The 13541-nt window shown below is 47.0% G+C and carries 14 protein-coding genes and 1 tRNA gene; 6 read left to right on the top strand and 9 right to left on the bottom strand.

Features of this window, described 5'->3' with window-relative positions; genetic code table 11:
• The first annotated feature begins 2 nt into the window (after positions 1-2).
• Positions 3-410 (top strand): ATP synthase F1 subunit epsilon, encoded by a 408-nt coding sequence (gene atpC, locus U2F10_RS20445; RefSeq protein ID WP_006516278.1) that lies wholly within the window; start codon positions 3-5, stop codon positions 408-410.
• A 164-nt stretch (positions 411-574) separates the two neighbouring features.
• On the opposite strand, the gene U2F10_RS20440 is transcribed toward atpC, so the two are convergent.
• Positions 575-907, bottom strand: a complete 333-nt coding sequence (locus tag U2F10_RS20440) for a 30S ribosomal protein PSRP-3 (RefSeq protein WP_499873151.1) — start codon at positions 905-907, stop codon at positions 575-577.
• Between the two features lie 72 nt (positions 908-979).
• On the opposite strand from U2F10_RS20440, the gene U2F10_RS20435 reads away from it, so the two are divergent.
• A complete protein-coding gene (locus U2F10_RS20435; protein WP_499873150.1) occupies positions 980-1774 on the top strand; it encodes a TIGR01548 family HAD-type hydrolase in 795 nt (264 codons plus the stop codon).
• 120 nt (positions 1775-1894) lie between these two features.
• On the top strand, positions 1895-3415 hold the full coding sequence (locus tag U2F10_RS20430; RefSeq protein ID WP_250564880.1) for a DUF3370 domain-containing protein: 1521 nt from the start codon (positions 1895-1897) through the stop codon (positions 3413-3415).
• A gap of 22 nt (positions 3416-3437) precedes the next feature.
• Here the strand turns inward: U2F10_RS20430 and U2F10_RS20425 are convergent, their stop codons facing one another.
• From U2F10_RS20425 to U2F10_RS20415, 3 genes are all read right to left on the bottom strand, one after another.
• Positions 3438-4127, bottom strand: coding sequence for a zf-TFIIB domain-containing protein (locus tag U2F10_RS20425; protein WP_163662532.1), 690 nt, complete (start codon positions 4125-4127; stop codon positions 3438-3440).
• A gap of 598 nt (positions 4128-4725) precedes the next feature.
• On the bottom strand, positions 4726-5754 hold the full coding sequence (locus U2F10_RS20420) for a cysteine hydrolase family protein (RefSeq protein WP_499873149.1): 1029 nt from the start codon (positions 5752-5754) through the stop codon (positions 4726-4728).
• 33 nt (positions 5755-5787) lie between these two features.
• Positions 5788-6576 (bottom strand): ADP-ribosylglycohydrolase family protein, encoded by a 789-nt coding sequence (locus tag U2F10_RS20415; protein ID WP_499873148.1) that lies wholly within the window; start codon positions 6574-6576, stop codon positions 5788-5790.
• Positions 6577-6670: 94 nt separating this feature from the next.
• On the opposite strand from U2F10_RS20415, the gene U2F10_RS20410 reads away from it, so the two are divergent.
• Positions 6671-7363, top strand: a complete 693-nt coding sequence (locus U2F10_RS20410; protein ID WP_499873147.1) for an NUDIX hydrolase — start codon at positions 6671-6673, stop codon at positions 7361-7363.
• A gap of 57 nt (positions 7364-7420) precedes the next feature.
• Here U2F10_RS20410 and U2F10_RS20405 read toward each other — a convergent pair whose 3' ends face one another.
• The 3 genes from U2F10_RS20405 to U2F10_RS20395 all read right to left on the bottom strand — a co-directional run bounded on the left by U2F10_RS20405 (position 7421) and on the right by U2F10_RS20395 (position 10440).
• Positions 7421-8317: a helix-turn-helix domain-containing protein gene (locus tag U2F10_RS20405; protein ID WP_163662540.1), complete on the bottom strand. Its 897-nt coding sequence runs from the start codon at positions 8315-8317 to the stop codon at positions 7421-7423.
• Positions 8318-8381: 64 nt separating this feature from the next.
• On the bottom strand, positions 8382-9428 hold the full coding sequence (locus tag U2F10_RS20400) for a hypothetical protein (protein WP_163702568.1): 1047 nt from the start codon (positions 9426-9428) through the stop codon (positions 8382-8384).
• A 334-nt stretch (positions 9429-9762) separates the two neighbouring features.
• Complete coding sequence (locus U2F10_RS20395; protein WP_499873146.1) at positions 9763-10440, bottom strand: Npun_F0813 family protein; 678 nt, start codon at positions 10438-10440, stop codon at positions 9763-9765.
• A 338-nt stretch (positions 10441-10778) separates the two neighbouring features.
• Between U2F10_RS20395 and U2F10_RS20390 the strand changes: the two genes are divergently transcribed.
• Positions 10779-10851, top strand: a tRNA-Arg gene (locus U2F10_RS20390).
• Between the two features lie 363 nt (positions 10852-11214).
• Here the strand turns inward: U2F10_RS20390 and U2F10_RS20385 are convergent.
• Complete coding sequence (locus tag U2F10_RS20385; RefSeq protein ID WP_006516289.1) at positions 11215-11454, bottom strand: hypothetical protein; 240 nt, start codon at positions 11452-11454, stop codon at positions 11215-11217.
• A 377-nt stretch (positions 11455-11831) separates the two neighbouring features.
• Here U2F10_RS20385 and hpsE point away from each other — a divergent pair, with 377 nt between their 5' ends.
• Positions 11832-12905: a hormogonium polysaccharide biosynthesis glycosyltransferase HpsE gene (gene hpsE, locus U2F10_RS20380; RefSeq protein ID WP_499873145.1), complete on the top strand. Its 1074-nt coding sequence runs from the start codon at positions 11832-11834 to the stop codon at positions 12903-12905.
• On the opposite strand, the gene U2F10_RS20375 is transcribed toward hpsE, so the two are convergent.
• On the bottom strand, positions 12891-13505 hold the full coding sequence (locus U2F10_RS20375; RefSeq protein ID WP_163662548.1) for a hypothetical protein: 615 nt from the start codon (positions 13503-13505) through the stop codon (positions 12891-12893). The genes hpsE and U2F10_RS20375 overlap by 15 nt on opposite strands.
• Between the last annotated feature and the right edge of the window lie 36 nt (positions 13506-13541).

The following is a 13541-nucleotide window of genomic DNA, read 5'->3' as shown; positions in this document are numbered from 1 at the left end:
TTATGTCATTAGCAGTTCGTGTGGTAGCTCCCGACAAAACTGTCTGGGATGCTGAGGCAGAAGAGGTCGTGCTACCTAGCACGACTGGTCAATTGGGTATTTTGAGTGGTCACGCTCCGCTGCTGACAGCTCTTGATATCGGCGTATTAAGGGTACGGGCTGACAAGGATTGGGTTGCGATCGCACTAATGGGCGGTTTTGCCGAAGTGGAAAACAACGAAGTTACCATCTTGGTAAACGGTGCCGAGCGCGGTGAAGGCATTGACCTATCCGAAGCTGAAGCAGAATATACCTCTGCAAAGTCAAAAGCCGATAGCATTTCTTCCGACGATAAGCAAGCCGTTATCCAGGCAAGAAAGTCTTTGAAGAGAGCACGGGCTCGTGTTCAAGCTGCTGGCGGCAGCATCTAGTCGACGAGCAGCGCCTAGACACTGAAGACTACACAAGAAAAGAACTGGGAGACCTTGATGTCTCCCAGTTCTTTTCTTGCAGAAATAGTCGATCAACCATAAAGAACCGACTCGCTCAATGGGCGGGTCGGTTCTTTGAGAAATTACGATGGACTAAACCTAAATCATGAACTACCAGTAAAAGCTACGTCAGGAAATTTCTCAGCTGCTTTTTGCATAGACTGAGATTTTCCACCCTCTTGCCAGTAATTAATAATCTCTGTTGCCTGGTTCAAAAGATCGATACGCTCTTCTTCAGCAATCCAAGTTTTGGATTCAAGCTCTAGCTTCATCTGGTCCCATGCATCATTACGAGGCCAGAAAAAGTAAGAGGTCAGCGGACTCGATCCCTTGCCCACTACTTGATCTACGGCAAGAGCCACATCTTTGTCGAGCCAGAGAACCTTTAAGATAAATCGAGACAATGCAAACCTCCGCTGTACGCCTCTTGGCTTCAAAACTACACGGTCTATAATTCTATCGCATTTGCTGTTTTAAGCACATCGAAATTAGTCTCTTCTACGTAAAAAATGTCTATCCCTATCGCCCTAGCTGTATTTGATATCGATGGCGTTGTTCGTGACGTCAGTGGTTCATATCGTCGAGCCATTGCAGATACAGTGGAGCATTTTACACAAGGGCACTATCGACCTAGCCCCATAGATATTGACCAGCTCAAAAGCGAAGGCGTCTGGAACAACGACTGGAAAGCGTCCCAAGAACTCATCCATCGCCACGGTCTAGCCTCAGGACAGACGTACAGCAGTGACTATGATGCTGTTGTGGAGTATTTTCAAGAACGCTACCGGGGTTCTGGTGACGATCCGAGTCAATGGACGGGCTATATCACTCAAGAACCCATTCTAATGACTGTTGACTATCTGACTAAGCTAGCCAGCGGTGGCGTACCCTCTGCTTTTTTTAGTGGGGCAACTCGAGGCTCAGCCAACTACATCTTGCAACAACGGATTGGCTTAGTGCAGCCCATACTCATTGCCATGGCAGATGCTCCGAGTAAACCAGATCCTACAGGACTCTACATGACTGTGGAGCAATTAGAAAAAAGCACCCCTGCCGGACTACCGGTTTTATATGCCGGAGATACGGTGGCTGACATGGCCACTATCGAGGCTGCTAAAGCGGAATTCCCTGAGCGCGTCTGGCTAGGAGTAGGGGTATTACCTCCTCACGTACAAACGGACACCGGCTACCAAAATCGCTATAGCCATACCCTAAAAGAAGCAGGGGCATCCATAGTGCTATCCCATGTGGAGAAATTAACTGCCGGAAAAATTCAAACCTTGATCAAACCTAAAGGATGCTAACAAGCTCCAGGAACCAGTCACCTGAACGGCACAGTCAGTCACATCAGCTACCGCTTGAATGGTAGGTTAGGCGACAGTCATGCGACTGTTGCCGTAGAAATTTGAGTAACTGTTAGTTCCATGGGTCTATTGCCGTTTTTAATTGCGCTTTTAGCTGCTCCATTATCTTCACCATTGACGTTAGAGCAGCAATTGGAAACCTCCTCAGACCAAACAATCGACGTTTCAGCAACAGACTTCTCTAACCACAGAGCAATTGCTCAAAACAGGGCTCCAGAGATCATTCCACAAATCCAGGAAGTTCGCCCTTTACCGGGGAGACTGGATAATGTGCCTGTTTTTAACAGCAATAGCCCCGAACTCATTGAATCTGAAGGAATTCTTCTATCCACCTTTCCCTCTCAAGGTAAGGCTGAACCATCAGCACACTTGGATTATGCCTTTGAGGGACGTTTTGATATTTTTGACCACCATGTTGTCAGGGCTCGAGACGATAGTGACACTCGCACCCGATACTTAGGAATTCTGCTGCATAACCCCAGTCGCCGACCTGTCACCCTCAAATTTCGCGAGGCCGCCAGCTACCTTAGCCAAGAAGCCCCTTGGCATGGTCGTAATGATGTGGAATTTAACTTAGCTAGCAATCAATTCTCAGGACCAGGCAGCCGCCTGATGAATGAAATCCTGCGAGATCGTCGCCAATCATTTTGGCCCAATGATGTCGTCATCCCTCCCCAAGCAAGCTACCTGCTTCTGAATGCACCGTTGCCGGTACGGAGGTTATCGGTAGCGACTGATGGTAGTGTCCCAGCTGGTAGCGAGCTATTGCCACCGCTGCCTAGCAACCTCAACGGTAATCGCAGCAATGCCAGGTCCACACTGCTGCGCCTGTCTAGCGATGGTCCGGTGTATGCAGCCAGCCTCACAATGCTCGCTCCCCTAACGGAAAGTGGGGGTGAGCGGGTCCCTACGACAGATGAATGGTTGCAGGTTCTTATTAATGGTAATCTTGCCACTCCTCGAGACCTCAAGCCTACACGTCCCGGTCGTCAGGCCAACCCTTTTATATATGGCCGAGTGGCCGGTGTCAGCCAGGGTTCCAGTTGGCAAGCTCGCCTGAGCGATCGACGCTCATCAAGGCTCAAAATTCCCGAAACGGGCAAACAAATTTCCTATGCCATTAGCACCGTTGATCACAACACCTTCGGTACAGGCCAAATCCAAAGCGCCCGAATGCTTAGACGTTATAGCGATACAGCATATCGAGCCCATGGTAACTATGGCACTGAATACGATTTAACCCTGCCGCTTCATAACCCCACAGATCAGCCAAAAACTGTTGCCCTATCTGTCCAAACCCCACTACAAAACGAAACTATCAAAAACGCACTCACCTTTTTGACTGCCCACGACTCGCGCATTTTCTTTCGCGGGACCGTTTTGTTTCTATACACAAACGACCAGGGTGAGCGGCGAGCTGACTACATTCATCTGGTGCAACGGCGAGGACAATTAGGTTCACCCCTAGTAGAGCTAACCCTAGAGCCTGGAGAAGAACGTTCCGTAGAAGTTCAATTTTTATATCCCCCCGACGCTACACCACCTCAGGTGCTGACGCTTACTACCTATGAAAATAACTGAGATAGCTTGAGGCTTAAAGCAATTACTTCGCCGGTTTGGGATAGTCGCAGTTCTGAGATAGCCCTCCATGCCCATAGGTTACAGGGCAATGATTTGCCTGCGCCTTAGGTACGGGATTCTGAGGCAATGGCTTTTGTACAGGGATGTAACGCGATTCATCCGTAGCAGGGGGTAGGTGGTTCAGGACAGATAAGATGTAGTCTCGATGGGGATGCTGCTCAAGCCAAGCTCTGATCGTCAATGCCTGAGTATAGTCGTCATCTCCCAGGGCATTACGGTAGGTTTCTTCTAAAACACGATTAAATTCTGCCTGGCGGAGCTGGGACTGCCAAGGCTCTGAAAATACCAGATGCACCTTGTCATGTATATTATGGGCTTGCAAGATTTCCCACTCCCCTTTGTCAAACCAATGACCGCCGCAGTGGGAGCACCGGTCTAGATAAAATTTCAGACCATGACCAACCTTGGCACGTCGCATCAAATGATTACATTCAGGGCAGAAAGACGCGCGACGATTATCGACAACCGACTCTCTTAACTCTGGAGAGTCACATTGCTTGATTTTTCCACTACTTGGTTGCCACTCTAGCCAATGCCAATAGTCATAGGAAGAGACCCATTGCCCCTCACAGGTTTCACAGGCATGAGCTGCCAAATACTCATCTAATCGAATGCGTTTTAAAGTGGACGTCTGACAACAAGGGCAATGCATAACAGGGGCCTGATTAAATGGCTTTGACGATAGATAAAACAACGTATTAACGTGAACAGCACCAGCTCAATACTTCAAAAAACTTGTGAAGTCACCATCAAGTTAACCACGTTAACTTCACTGTAATTGAATTATTCAAGAGGTGGCAGAATAATGATATTTTTGCCACATTTTGATAAGTAGCTAAGTTTTATGGCAGGTAATAGGAAGAGACAAAAACATGCTTCTTAGCTCACTAAATCATCTTTATTAAATAATTTTGATAAATAAATTAAACAAAAGAGCCCTTAAATTAAAAGGCTTCCAGCCAATTATATCCATTAAAGGCTCCCGATATTGACTACTCTCCACAAAGCTCTAATTTTCATCTAGAAAATTGATTAACGACCCCATCGAGTTAATAGTCTGTAACTCTACAATACTGACTAACAAACAACGAACCGTCTTCTGAAGAGAGTCTAATAATAATTAGCAACATCAATAAACGTTCAGATCTAAGTATTTTTAAGCTATCACTAATAAATATCTATCTCAATATTGAGTTATCTCAAGAAAGCAATGAGAAAATCCATGGAATGCATTCATCTTTACCGACAATCTAGCTGCTGGACCACCAACTAGAGATATTGCTAGTTGACTGAATAATATTCATACCAGCAGCAGCAAATTTTTGATAGGCAGCATCCGCAGCGTCTGAAAAGTCTACAATATCAGGCACTACCACGGGTGAACTACAGTCTTCGAGCAAATATATTTTCTGGGCCAAAGAAGCATCCACTTGCTGAATTTCATTCAGCAGATCGTCAATAGTCCAAGCGACGCAATGGCTTTTGGCTTGGCCGGCGATCGCAACCGCATCAAATGTCAACAAATGCTGAATCAGCACCTGATTTTTTTTCGCCACTGGCTGACCCTTGGGATCATCCAACACCTCTGGCCGCAGTGCCGAATAATTTTCCGTTAATGGATTGTTACCTTTCAGCTCAAATCGTGTTTGACACTGCCGGGCCAAATTATGGAAGAAGCAAGCCTCTTCAAACGCAGAGACTAGACTATGGCCAATCCCTCCCAGCATGGAATGGTAAGGCCACACCGTTAACGGATATTTACCATTATCGCTGAGTCGTTTTACATAATGCAGAGCAAAGGCCTCTAGCTGTTCGAGAGACGCATTCAGACTCGGGACAATTGCCGGATTTACGCGCCATCGACCACTCTGCACATCGTCTAAATTCACCATGGTCATCGGAGCAGGCATCTGCCCCTCCGCATCCACCCAGAAAGCGGCATGAAAAATTTGTATGGCCCGATGGGTATCCATCGTGGGCACAATTTCTGTGATTTGGCCCAAATTACGATAGATAAACTCACACAAACGGCGAGTGTCATCCACAGCCCCCTGCCCTGAAGCACCACCTACAAATAGCTCAAACCCAGGAATACAAAAGGTATTTTGCACATCGATTGCCAACAGGCACAGCCTTGGGCGATCGGTGTCTGCAGGTTTAATACCGTGGGTTTGAGCCCAAGCTTGCGCCTGAACCGCACGCTCTTCATAGGGCACACGCCACACATCACCCACACGATTCGGGGCGAAAAACTCAGGAATTGGCACGGAATGGGACATAGTGCTTATTTCTCCAGGGTATTTCTTAGGCGGTTATGCTTTGAGTACGGGCATATAGTTGGCCTTAAACTGTACAATCACAGTCTTTAAATCATCCGGCAGCAAGCCCCAAACACGATCGACAATTGCCCCCGGCACTTCTCCATAAAAGGCTTCAGCAATACTCCCAGTGATACAAGTTAGGGTATCGGCATCTCCCCCCAGGGAAACTGCATTCCGGATTGCATCTGTAAAACTTGTGGACTCCAGAAAGGCAATGATGGCCTCAGGTACCGTTTCCTGGCAGGACTCATTAAACCGGTAGGCAGGTCGAATTTTCTCAAGGCTACGACTCAGGTCATAGCCAAATTTAGTTTCCACATACGCTTTAATAGCGGCCTTCGACTCACCCTGACGAGCTAAAAAAATAGCCGCAGCCGTAGCTTGGGCCCCCTTAATACCCTCAGGGTGGTTGTGGGTCACAATGGCCGTCTGCTCTGCCGCCTGTAGAACACTTGCTAAATCTTGGTGGACATAGGCCACTGGGCTCACGCGCATAGCGGCTCCATTGCCCCAGCTGTTATAAGGCTGACTATCTGCAGCAGCAGCCCACGCCTGAAAGCGTGCACCATAGCCACCACAGGGATTGGGATAAAGCTGGTAATAACGCTTGAAAGCTTCAGTGTAGGTGCCACCATGGAGCAACACTGAAGCCACAGCCACCGTCAGAATCGTGTCATCAGTAAAAATACTTTCGTCTGTAAATAAAGGAAAATCCTTGGTCTTGTGGCCGTCAAACTCGTAGACAGAGCCAATAATGTCGCCTGTGATTGCGCCGAGCATAGGGAAAAGTAGCAGAAAAGCTTAATTGTGTACTTTTTACACTAAGGTGTAGTTTGGTTATAACCAAGGCGTTCTGAAACGTCAACTGCAACCCATGACCTATAGCTATGATTATCCTCGACCAGCGGTCACAGTAGACTGTGTAGTTTTTGGTCTGGATCCAACAAATTCTTTGCAAGTGCTACTGATTCAACGACGGCTGCCACCGTTTGTCGAACAGTGGGCTCTCCCCGGTGGTTTTGTACAGTTAGACGAGGCGTTAGAACAGGCTGCCCGTCGTGAACTCCAGGAAGAGAGTGGCATTAGTGGTCTCTTCTTAGAACAGCTAAAAGCCTACGGCCAACCCCATAGAGACCCTAGGGGGCATACAGTTACTGTGGCGTTCTATGCCCTGGTCAATCTTTGGAGTTATCAGATTAAAGCGGCAACTGATGCTAAGCAGGCTCGCTGGTGGCCAATGGAGCAGCTGCCGTCATTAGCATTCGACCATGAAAAAATTGTGCAGGATGCGATCGCAACCCTACAAGCCAGCATCTGTCATCGGCCCATTGGGTTTGAGTTGCTGCCCAAAAAGTTCACCCTGACCCAGCTCCAGAGACTTTACGAAATTGTCCTAGCTCGCCCATTTGATAAGCGTAACTTTCGTAAAAAGTTGCTTAAACTGAATATCCTCATACCTCTAGACGAAAAAGAAACCAATGTGACCCACCGCGCAGCGCAGCTCTATCAGTTCGACCAGACTAAATATATGGAGCGCCAGAAAACGGGATTCAATTTTGATTTGTAGGTGTAATCACGGATGTAGTGGCGTTCCGTGGAACGCCACTACATCATCCCAATATCCCTAGCCCAACAGAGAATAGATATTGCCATCAATTAGCAAATGGGTAATTCCCTTTGCCTGAAGATAGGACGTCGCTTTAGTGATTAGCTGACCATCAGGTACCTTGATGACCCGCTGATTTCGCCGTGAAAATCTTCGCGCCACACGATGGTTATCAAAAATCGGCAGCGTCAGAGCTGATGCTTGATCGACAGGGATTGTACCAAGTTCGGCAAATTCATTAAGGGGATGCGTAATTAATTCAGATAGACGATCCACTACCAAGTAGCAGGTGCGTGGAAAGACTGCATCCGCAATAGGCATAATTTCGACAGAATTTCCTAGAAGAGAAGCATCATTGTCAATGCTGTCATCATCGTCAAATTCACCATCGAGCTCATCCTCGTCCAAATCATCTAGATCTTCATCTAAATCATCTAAATCATCTAGATCCTCGCCCAAATCATCGTCGTCATGATCCGAAGAGTGCTCAAGCAACTCAGTAGCCACAGCTGACACGTCATCTTGTGCCGAAGAGGACCTCTCATCTGCAGTGTCATTTACCTCTTCAGAAGCAGCCAGAAGCTCTAGTTGGCCATCTTCTTCAGCCTGGGAAGGACTAGCCTCTACGATCCTTGAACGTTTACGAGCACGACGCACCGGCTTTTCAGGTGTAGTCGTTTTTTCATCTTTAACCGGCTGTGGAGGAGAAACTGCCGGCTTCTCAGCAGGTGCCGAACGCTTCTGAGAAATCAGTGCCCGATATTCGTCTTCGGGCAGCTGTGTTTTCAGAATGCGACTAATTGTACTGGTACTGACACCATAGCGCTTGGCAATGGTCGAGGTTGTTTCTCCCGGTTGCCGATAGATTTCAATTACGTCTTGCTTATCGGCGTCAGACAGTTTTCGCGGTGCCATACTAGCAACAGCCCAAAGGGTAGGTTAAAAATGTTTTTCTAGTATGCCAGGTTTAGGCCTGATGTCATGCGCGACGACGCGATCCCCGACGTGACCGTTTAGAAACGTCATATTCAATGGCCGCTCCCGCTGCAAAGAAAAGCGCGGATAATGTCCAAAAGGTCTCCCACCAAGCGCCTTCAATGTAATTATCCCCAGCAGCAGCGAAGGCCATATCGGCAATGTATAGACAGAAGGTTGCGATCGCAATTAATCTCCACGATTGCGAAAAACGCCCCCCCCAAAACGCGACTAATAGGGTAGCCGCAATCACCACCAAAAAGCAATCGGCTACAACATACATGAGTGCCACGGGATCAGCAAACTGCTCAAGGGTGGCATCTAAGGCCTGCGCCCATCCGGGAGCAGGCACCATTCCAGCCACTATTTCGTCAACCTCGTTAGGCTCAGATTCCACGACCTCTTCCACAGGTTCAGCCGCCTCTTCCACAGGTTCAGCCGCCTCTTCCACAGGTTCTACAACTGGCTCAGATTCCGGTGGTGCTTGAGTTAACTGGATCTCAGCAGCCATTACTGGCTGTGGCGATAGCTGGGCTGTCGCAAACGGTAGACCGTAGTTCAAAACACAGGCAAGGACAACACCCACTGCACCAATGGCAAAAATCATGCTCCATTGCGACACAGTCAAATCAATCCGTCGGGGCAACGCCGCCAGCAACATGCCAACCACCATGGCAACATAGCTAATAAAATAAAATCCATCTCCCAAAGATACCGACGGATCTAACCCCCAAACCGTACCCCATAGGAAAAAGAAGATATTACCCGCTACATAGGCCAACATACCAATGCCTAACCACAGCCAGACAGTACGCCCACTGATAATCTGCGAACTGCCAGAATTACGAAAGCATAGGAGAGCTGCTAACAGAAATGCAAAAATCTCTAAAAAACTAATTGAGATTAAAAACCAGTCTGGCCGCGAATCTTCTCCGGGTGCCAACGCTCCAAACAGTAAGAAGAAAAGGATAGACACAATGCCCCAACCAAGGCAAAGCATCAAAGTAGACTGGGCTGAGTTGGTTGGAGAAGCCTTGGAGGACTGAGTCAATGCTCTACTCCCTAATGAGATAACACCAAAGATAATGCCGTAGGCTATTTTGTTGACCCACCTAGCACTGGGACAAAACTTTATCCCATGTATGACTAACCACAACGAGTAAGTAACTATACGTTAGTGATGAGGGGTTCTTATAAAGAATCCTCCCACGGTTTAACTCATATGATTTAACCCACATGATTACAGCGATTGAAACCATCCAATGGTAACCATCAAGCTGAATCAGGAACTTGTTTTGCGCATCCGCAAGCATACCCGCAATGCTAATCAAAAATACCGGTTCGCAAAAAAAAGAAACGCCAAATGAATCCAGAATCAGGCATTTTCAAGACTGCCAAAGTTGGCCACTAGATAACTGTTTCAGCCAAGTCAAAAAAGCATCCCGTTCTGTGGGTGATAGGTCATCTAAAGCTTCTAAGGCACGCTCCGTAAAGTTAGAACGCCCAAAATAGTTTCTACCAATACGATGCAGTTCTTTGAATATGGTATTGAGATGATTAGTCTGCCATGGTGGCAATGAGGCAGAAAAGGGATCTAGTTTTAGCAGCCCGGCCACTAACTCAGCGGATGTCATTTGAGGCAAACGCATTTGTTCACCAATGTCTGCCAAGTCTCCTGCAAAACGCTTGGCCTGCTTACCCCCCATTAAATCTTCGATATCTTCATACATTGCCTGAATGATCAGCACACCCGCTTTCACAAATACAGCACTGACGCCATTGGCAGTTGTAGTCTCAGCCGCAGCGCTTTCTCCTGACACCTGCTCAAGCTGAATCTTGCCCCACACACTAAAACGTTCAGGCTCTTCAAGCAGGACACAAGCCTTACCTCGGTTATCCGTTAGATCTCGCCAGAGGATACGAGCCTCTTCTTCCTGGGCAGCATTAAACACACTCAGCAAGCGAAATGTCTGCCCTTGATAAGACAAGATTGGAATCTTTTGCTCTTTAGACGGATGCTGAAAACTACCGATTTCTACATCCTGGCGCTTTAAGATGAACATGGTGCCACTGATAAATGCTAACCCGAGGAGCCCACGCTACTAGCTTGAGCAAGTAAACCATTAGCCTGTCAATTTGCTTTTCTGTACTGTGGGTAAGATGAACTTAACTCACTACGATAGTAGAAATACGATAGTAGAAAAACCGTTGATTAAAACCATTTTGTGACCCCAGCGTACCCAGTTCGCCATTCTGCAATGACACAGCAAAAATTCTAGGTAGTTCATAGCGATGATAGATTTTGGCTAAGATCGCCTAAACTTAGTGATCAGGCTGCATCTTGTCCTGAAATTAACGGTCAATGTCAGCTATCCTAGTACAGCCTGTTGCGTTATGTTGAGGACCCTTAGCTCAGTGGATAGAGCAACCGCCTTCTAAGCGGTCGGTCACTGGTTCGAATCCAGTAGGGTCCGTTGATACTTTAGAATCGCTCCAATAAATAACCCCCAGTTCATAGAACACCGGGGGCTGTTTTGTTATAAATGGTTAATATAATGTGAAATAAGTGGCAGTATGTCCGCCTATTATTTCACTACAGTTGCTCCAATAGATTTCCCTAAACAGACCTTCAATACTTCATAGAAGGTTATTCAATGTTCTAGAACAGACGAACTTTTGACGAACTGTAACAATTACTCTTTACAAAGCAGCCTAGAAAGCCAGCTATTTACTGCTTCAACCGGCAAGTTGCTTGATAGTCAATAGAAGTTTGGTTGGGAAAAGACGCTACTTTCAACCTGTAGCTGGCATTTACGCGACAAGACATATTTACATAGTCAATCCAGAGTCTGACCACGTTCAGTAGGAGGGCTAATAATAGCTTGTTCTTCCAGCAGTTTCAGCATCGTGATCAAGGTTTCTATCTTTGCGCCCTTATAACGTTTACGCTCGCGTTGTTCCAGAGCTTGTTTGCTAACACCAAGTGCATTAGCAGCATCAGTCATGGTTGGAAATACGAGCTTTCTAGCCGCGATTAATCTATCAGGTAGGTTTTCTAGCCAGTCAGATGCTTTCATGGTGAGTCAACCTATGGTGTGGCCAAACAATATAGCTAACCGACTTTGGACTGTCAACGGGGATCGCCTGATGGCAAGGTCTACAGCACTTATCCCTAAGCCTGTACCAAAGCCAAGAATACCCAACCAAGTGCTAATTAATACATCTGAGTTTCCATAAGTAGCAGCCAACTAATCCAGGTACTCATTGTCCTAAAAGCAGTCATAACCTAAGCTGCATCAACATAATAAGTACATGCTCATACAGAAACATACAGGTATAATTTGCAACTTCAAACTCATTGAGGGGAATGCTGAAAGCAACATTTGCTGACCTTAATTTCGACCTGAGGCAATTAGGGCAATGCAATGCCGCTCTTCTCTAGGTTCTTGATTAAATGACTAATGTTTTGGAACATGTTGATCGCCTAGTGGGATTACGACCTATCTTCAGTCGCTTCTTCCCTGAAAAAGTCGGTCTCGATTTTTCCATTGCTATTCCCACCTATAACGGAGCTCAGCGCTTAGCTCCTGTGTTGGAGTCATTACGCTGGCAGTTAAATGCCCATGACCTTAGCTGGGAAATCATTATTGTTGATAACAACAGTACAGACAATACTGCCGATATCGTCCAAAAGTATCAACAGCAATGGGACCAGAAAGCACCACTACGTTATGCATTTGAGTCGAAGCAAGGGGCTGCCTATGCACGGCAAAAGGCCATCAAAATCGCCACTAGTCCACTAGTTGGTTTTCTAGATGACGATACCTTACCTGATATGACCTGGCTGAGCTCGGCCTATCGTTTTGCCAAAAAGCACCCAGAAGCTGGGGTCATTGCCAGCCGTATTCGAGGAAGTTTTGAAACGAAGCCCCCTAAAAATTTTGAGCGGATAGCTGCCCTACTCGCCCTGACTGAACGTGGTTCGGAACCACTGATGTATGTTCCACAACAGAAAGTAATTCCACCATCAGCTGGAATGGTGGTTAGACGGCAGGCATGGCTAGAAAATGTACCCGAAGAACTTGTCCTCACAGGCCGTACAGGTACCAGCATGCTGACTGGAGAAGATACCGAATCGATTTTGCACATTCAGCGAGCAGGCTGGGAAATCTGGTACAACCCCCAAATGCGTTTACAGCATCAAATTCCTAGTTCTCGATTGACGCGACAATACTTGCAAAAACTATGTCGTGGGATCGGTCTCAGTCGCTATCGGACTCGCATGCTGAGCACCTCACCATGGCAGCGCCCAACTATGCTGTGCCTGTATGTGATGAATGATATCCGCAAGATACTACGCCACTGCCTCCGCTATCGCCAAGAGGTTATTTACGATGATGTTGCATCCTGTGAGCTCACTCTATACACGGCTAGCCTCATTAGCCCTTTTTTCATGGCAAAGCGCAGTATTAAAAAGGAACTCAACAAAATAGGACTCACACTGAACCGTTCTCTACTGAACAGATAACTGTCGCTGCAGATAGTTTTGCAAACGGTCAACATCTTCAGACAAAATCACATTTAGTCTGCCGGTGGTAATCACACCATGGATATCGGGAGTCACTTCAACCCAATAGGCATAATTATTACCCAAGCGGACTTCGCCTTGAATGGTGTTAGTCTCGGAGGTGTAATTATAAACGGACGGGGCACGACGATAGTCAGCGTAGGTATCTGGCCCATAAAGGGTTCGCAGGGACTCTTCTAATCGGGCAATGGTTACCGGCTCATCGTAATCCACCAAAATAAATTCTTCACGACGTACGGTACTTAAGTCTCGCTGTCTGTTGGCTGAGGACCAAACAGCATTGTTTTCAGGGCGTTGAAAACCACCTATAGGAAAAACACTGGCCTGAAATGTAAACCGCCGGGAGGGAATATCAGCCCGATGAACTCTTAAACCCTCACGGCTATTGGCCCGCAGCGTGGGGTGTCCTTGCATCCAGGTTTTCACTTCATTGACAGAGTCCCCAGGTAACCCATAGCCGGGGCCAGCAGATAAAATGCTCGGCCAACTAACACCTAGAACCAATAGCCCCAAAGCAATGCGGTTTTTCATAGATCCCATTGTGATTTCAACGTATGTTGATTAGCTTTCCCAGCT

The sequence above is a fragment of the Leptothoe sp. EHU-05/26/07-4 genome, assembly GCF_043421015.1.
In the GTDB taxonomy this organism is placed as follows: Bacteria; Cyanobacteriota; Cyanobacteriia; order Phormidesmidales; family Phormidesmidaceae; genus Leptothoe; species Leptothoe turfae.
Note: the sequence above shows the minus strand (reverse complement) of the source record. Positions and strands in the feature narration are given on the sequence as shown.

Excerpts from the sequence above, each read along its gene's own strand:
- hpsE (WP_499873145.1), top strand. The coding sequence starts at position 11,832 with ATGACTAATGTTTTGGAACATGTTGATCGCCTAGTGGGATTACGACCT.
- U2F10_RS20385 (WP_006516289.1), bottom strand. The coding sequence starts at position 11,454 with ATGAAAGCATCTGACTGGCTAGAAAACCTACCTGATAGATTAATCGCG.
- U2F10_RS20425 (WP_163662532.1), bottom strand. The coding sequence starts at position 4,127 with ATGCATTGCCCTTGTTGTCAGACGTCCACTTTAAAACGCATTCGATTA.
- U2F10_RS20395 (WP_499873146.1), bottom strand. The coding sequence starts at position 10,440 with ATGTTCATCTTAAAGCGCCAGGATGTAGAAATCGGTAGTTTTCAGCAT.
- U2F10_RS20420 (WP_499873149.1), bottom strand. The coding sequence starts at position 5,754 with ATGTCCCATTCCGTGCCAATTCCTGAGTTTTTCGCCCCGAATCGTGTG.
- U2F10_RS20405 (WP_163662540.1), bottom strand. The coding sequence starts at position 8,317 with ATGGCACCGCGAAAACTGTCTGACGCCGATAAGCAAGACGTAATTGAA.
- atpC (WP_006516278.1), top strand. The coding sequence starts at position 3 with ATGTCATTAGCAGTTCGTGTGGTAGCTCCCGACAAAACTGTCTGGGAT.
- U2F10_RS20375 (WP_163662548.1), bottom strand. The coding sequence starts at position 13,505 with ATGGGATCTATGAAAAACCGCATTGCTTTGGGGCTATTGGTTCTAGGT.
- U2F10_RS20415 (WP_499873148.1), bottom strand. The coding sequence starts at position 6,576 with ATGCTCGGCGCAATCACAGGCGACATTATTGGCTCTGTCTACGAGTTT.
- U2F10_RS20410 (WP_499873147.1), top strand. The coding sequence starts at position 6,671 with ATGACCTATAGCTATGATTATCCTCGACCAGCGGTCACAGTAGACTGT.
- U2F10_RS20435 (WP_499873150.1), top strand. The coding sequence starts at position 980 with ATGTCTATCCCTATCGCCCTAGCTGTATTTGATATCGATGGCGTTGTT.
- U2F10_RS20430 (WP_250564880.1), top strand. The coding sequence starts at position 1,895 with ATGGGTCTATTGCCGTTTTTAATTGCGCTTTTAGCTGCTCCATTATCT.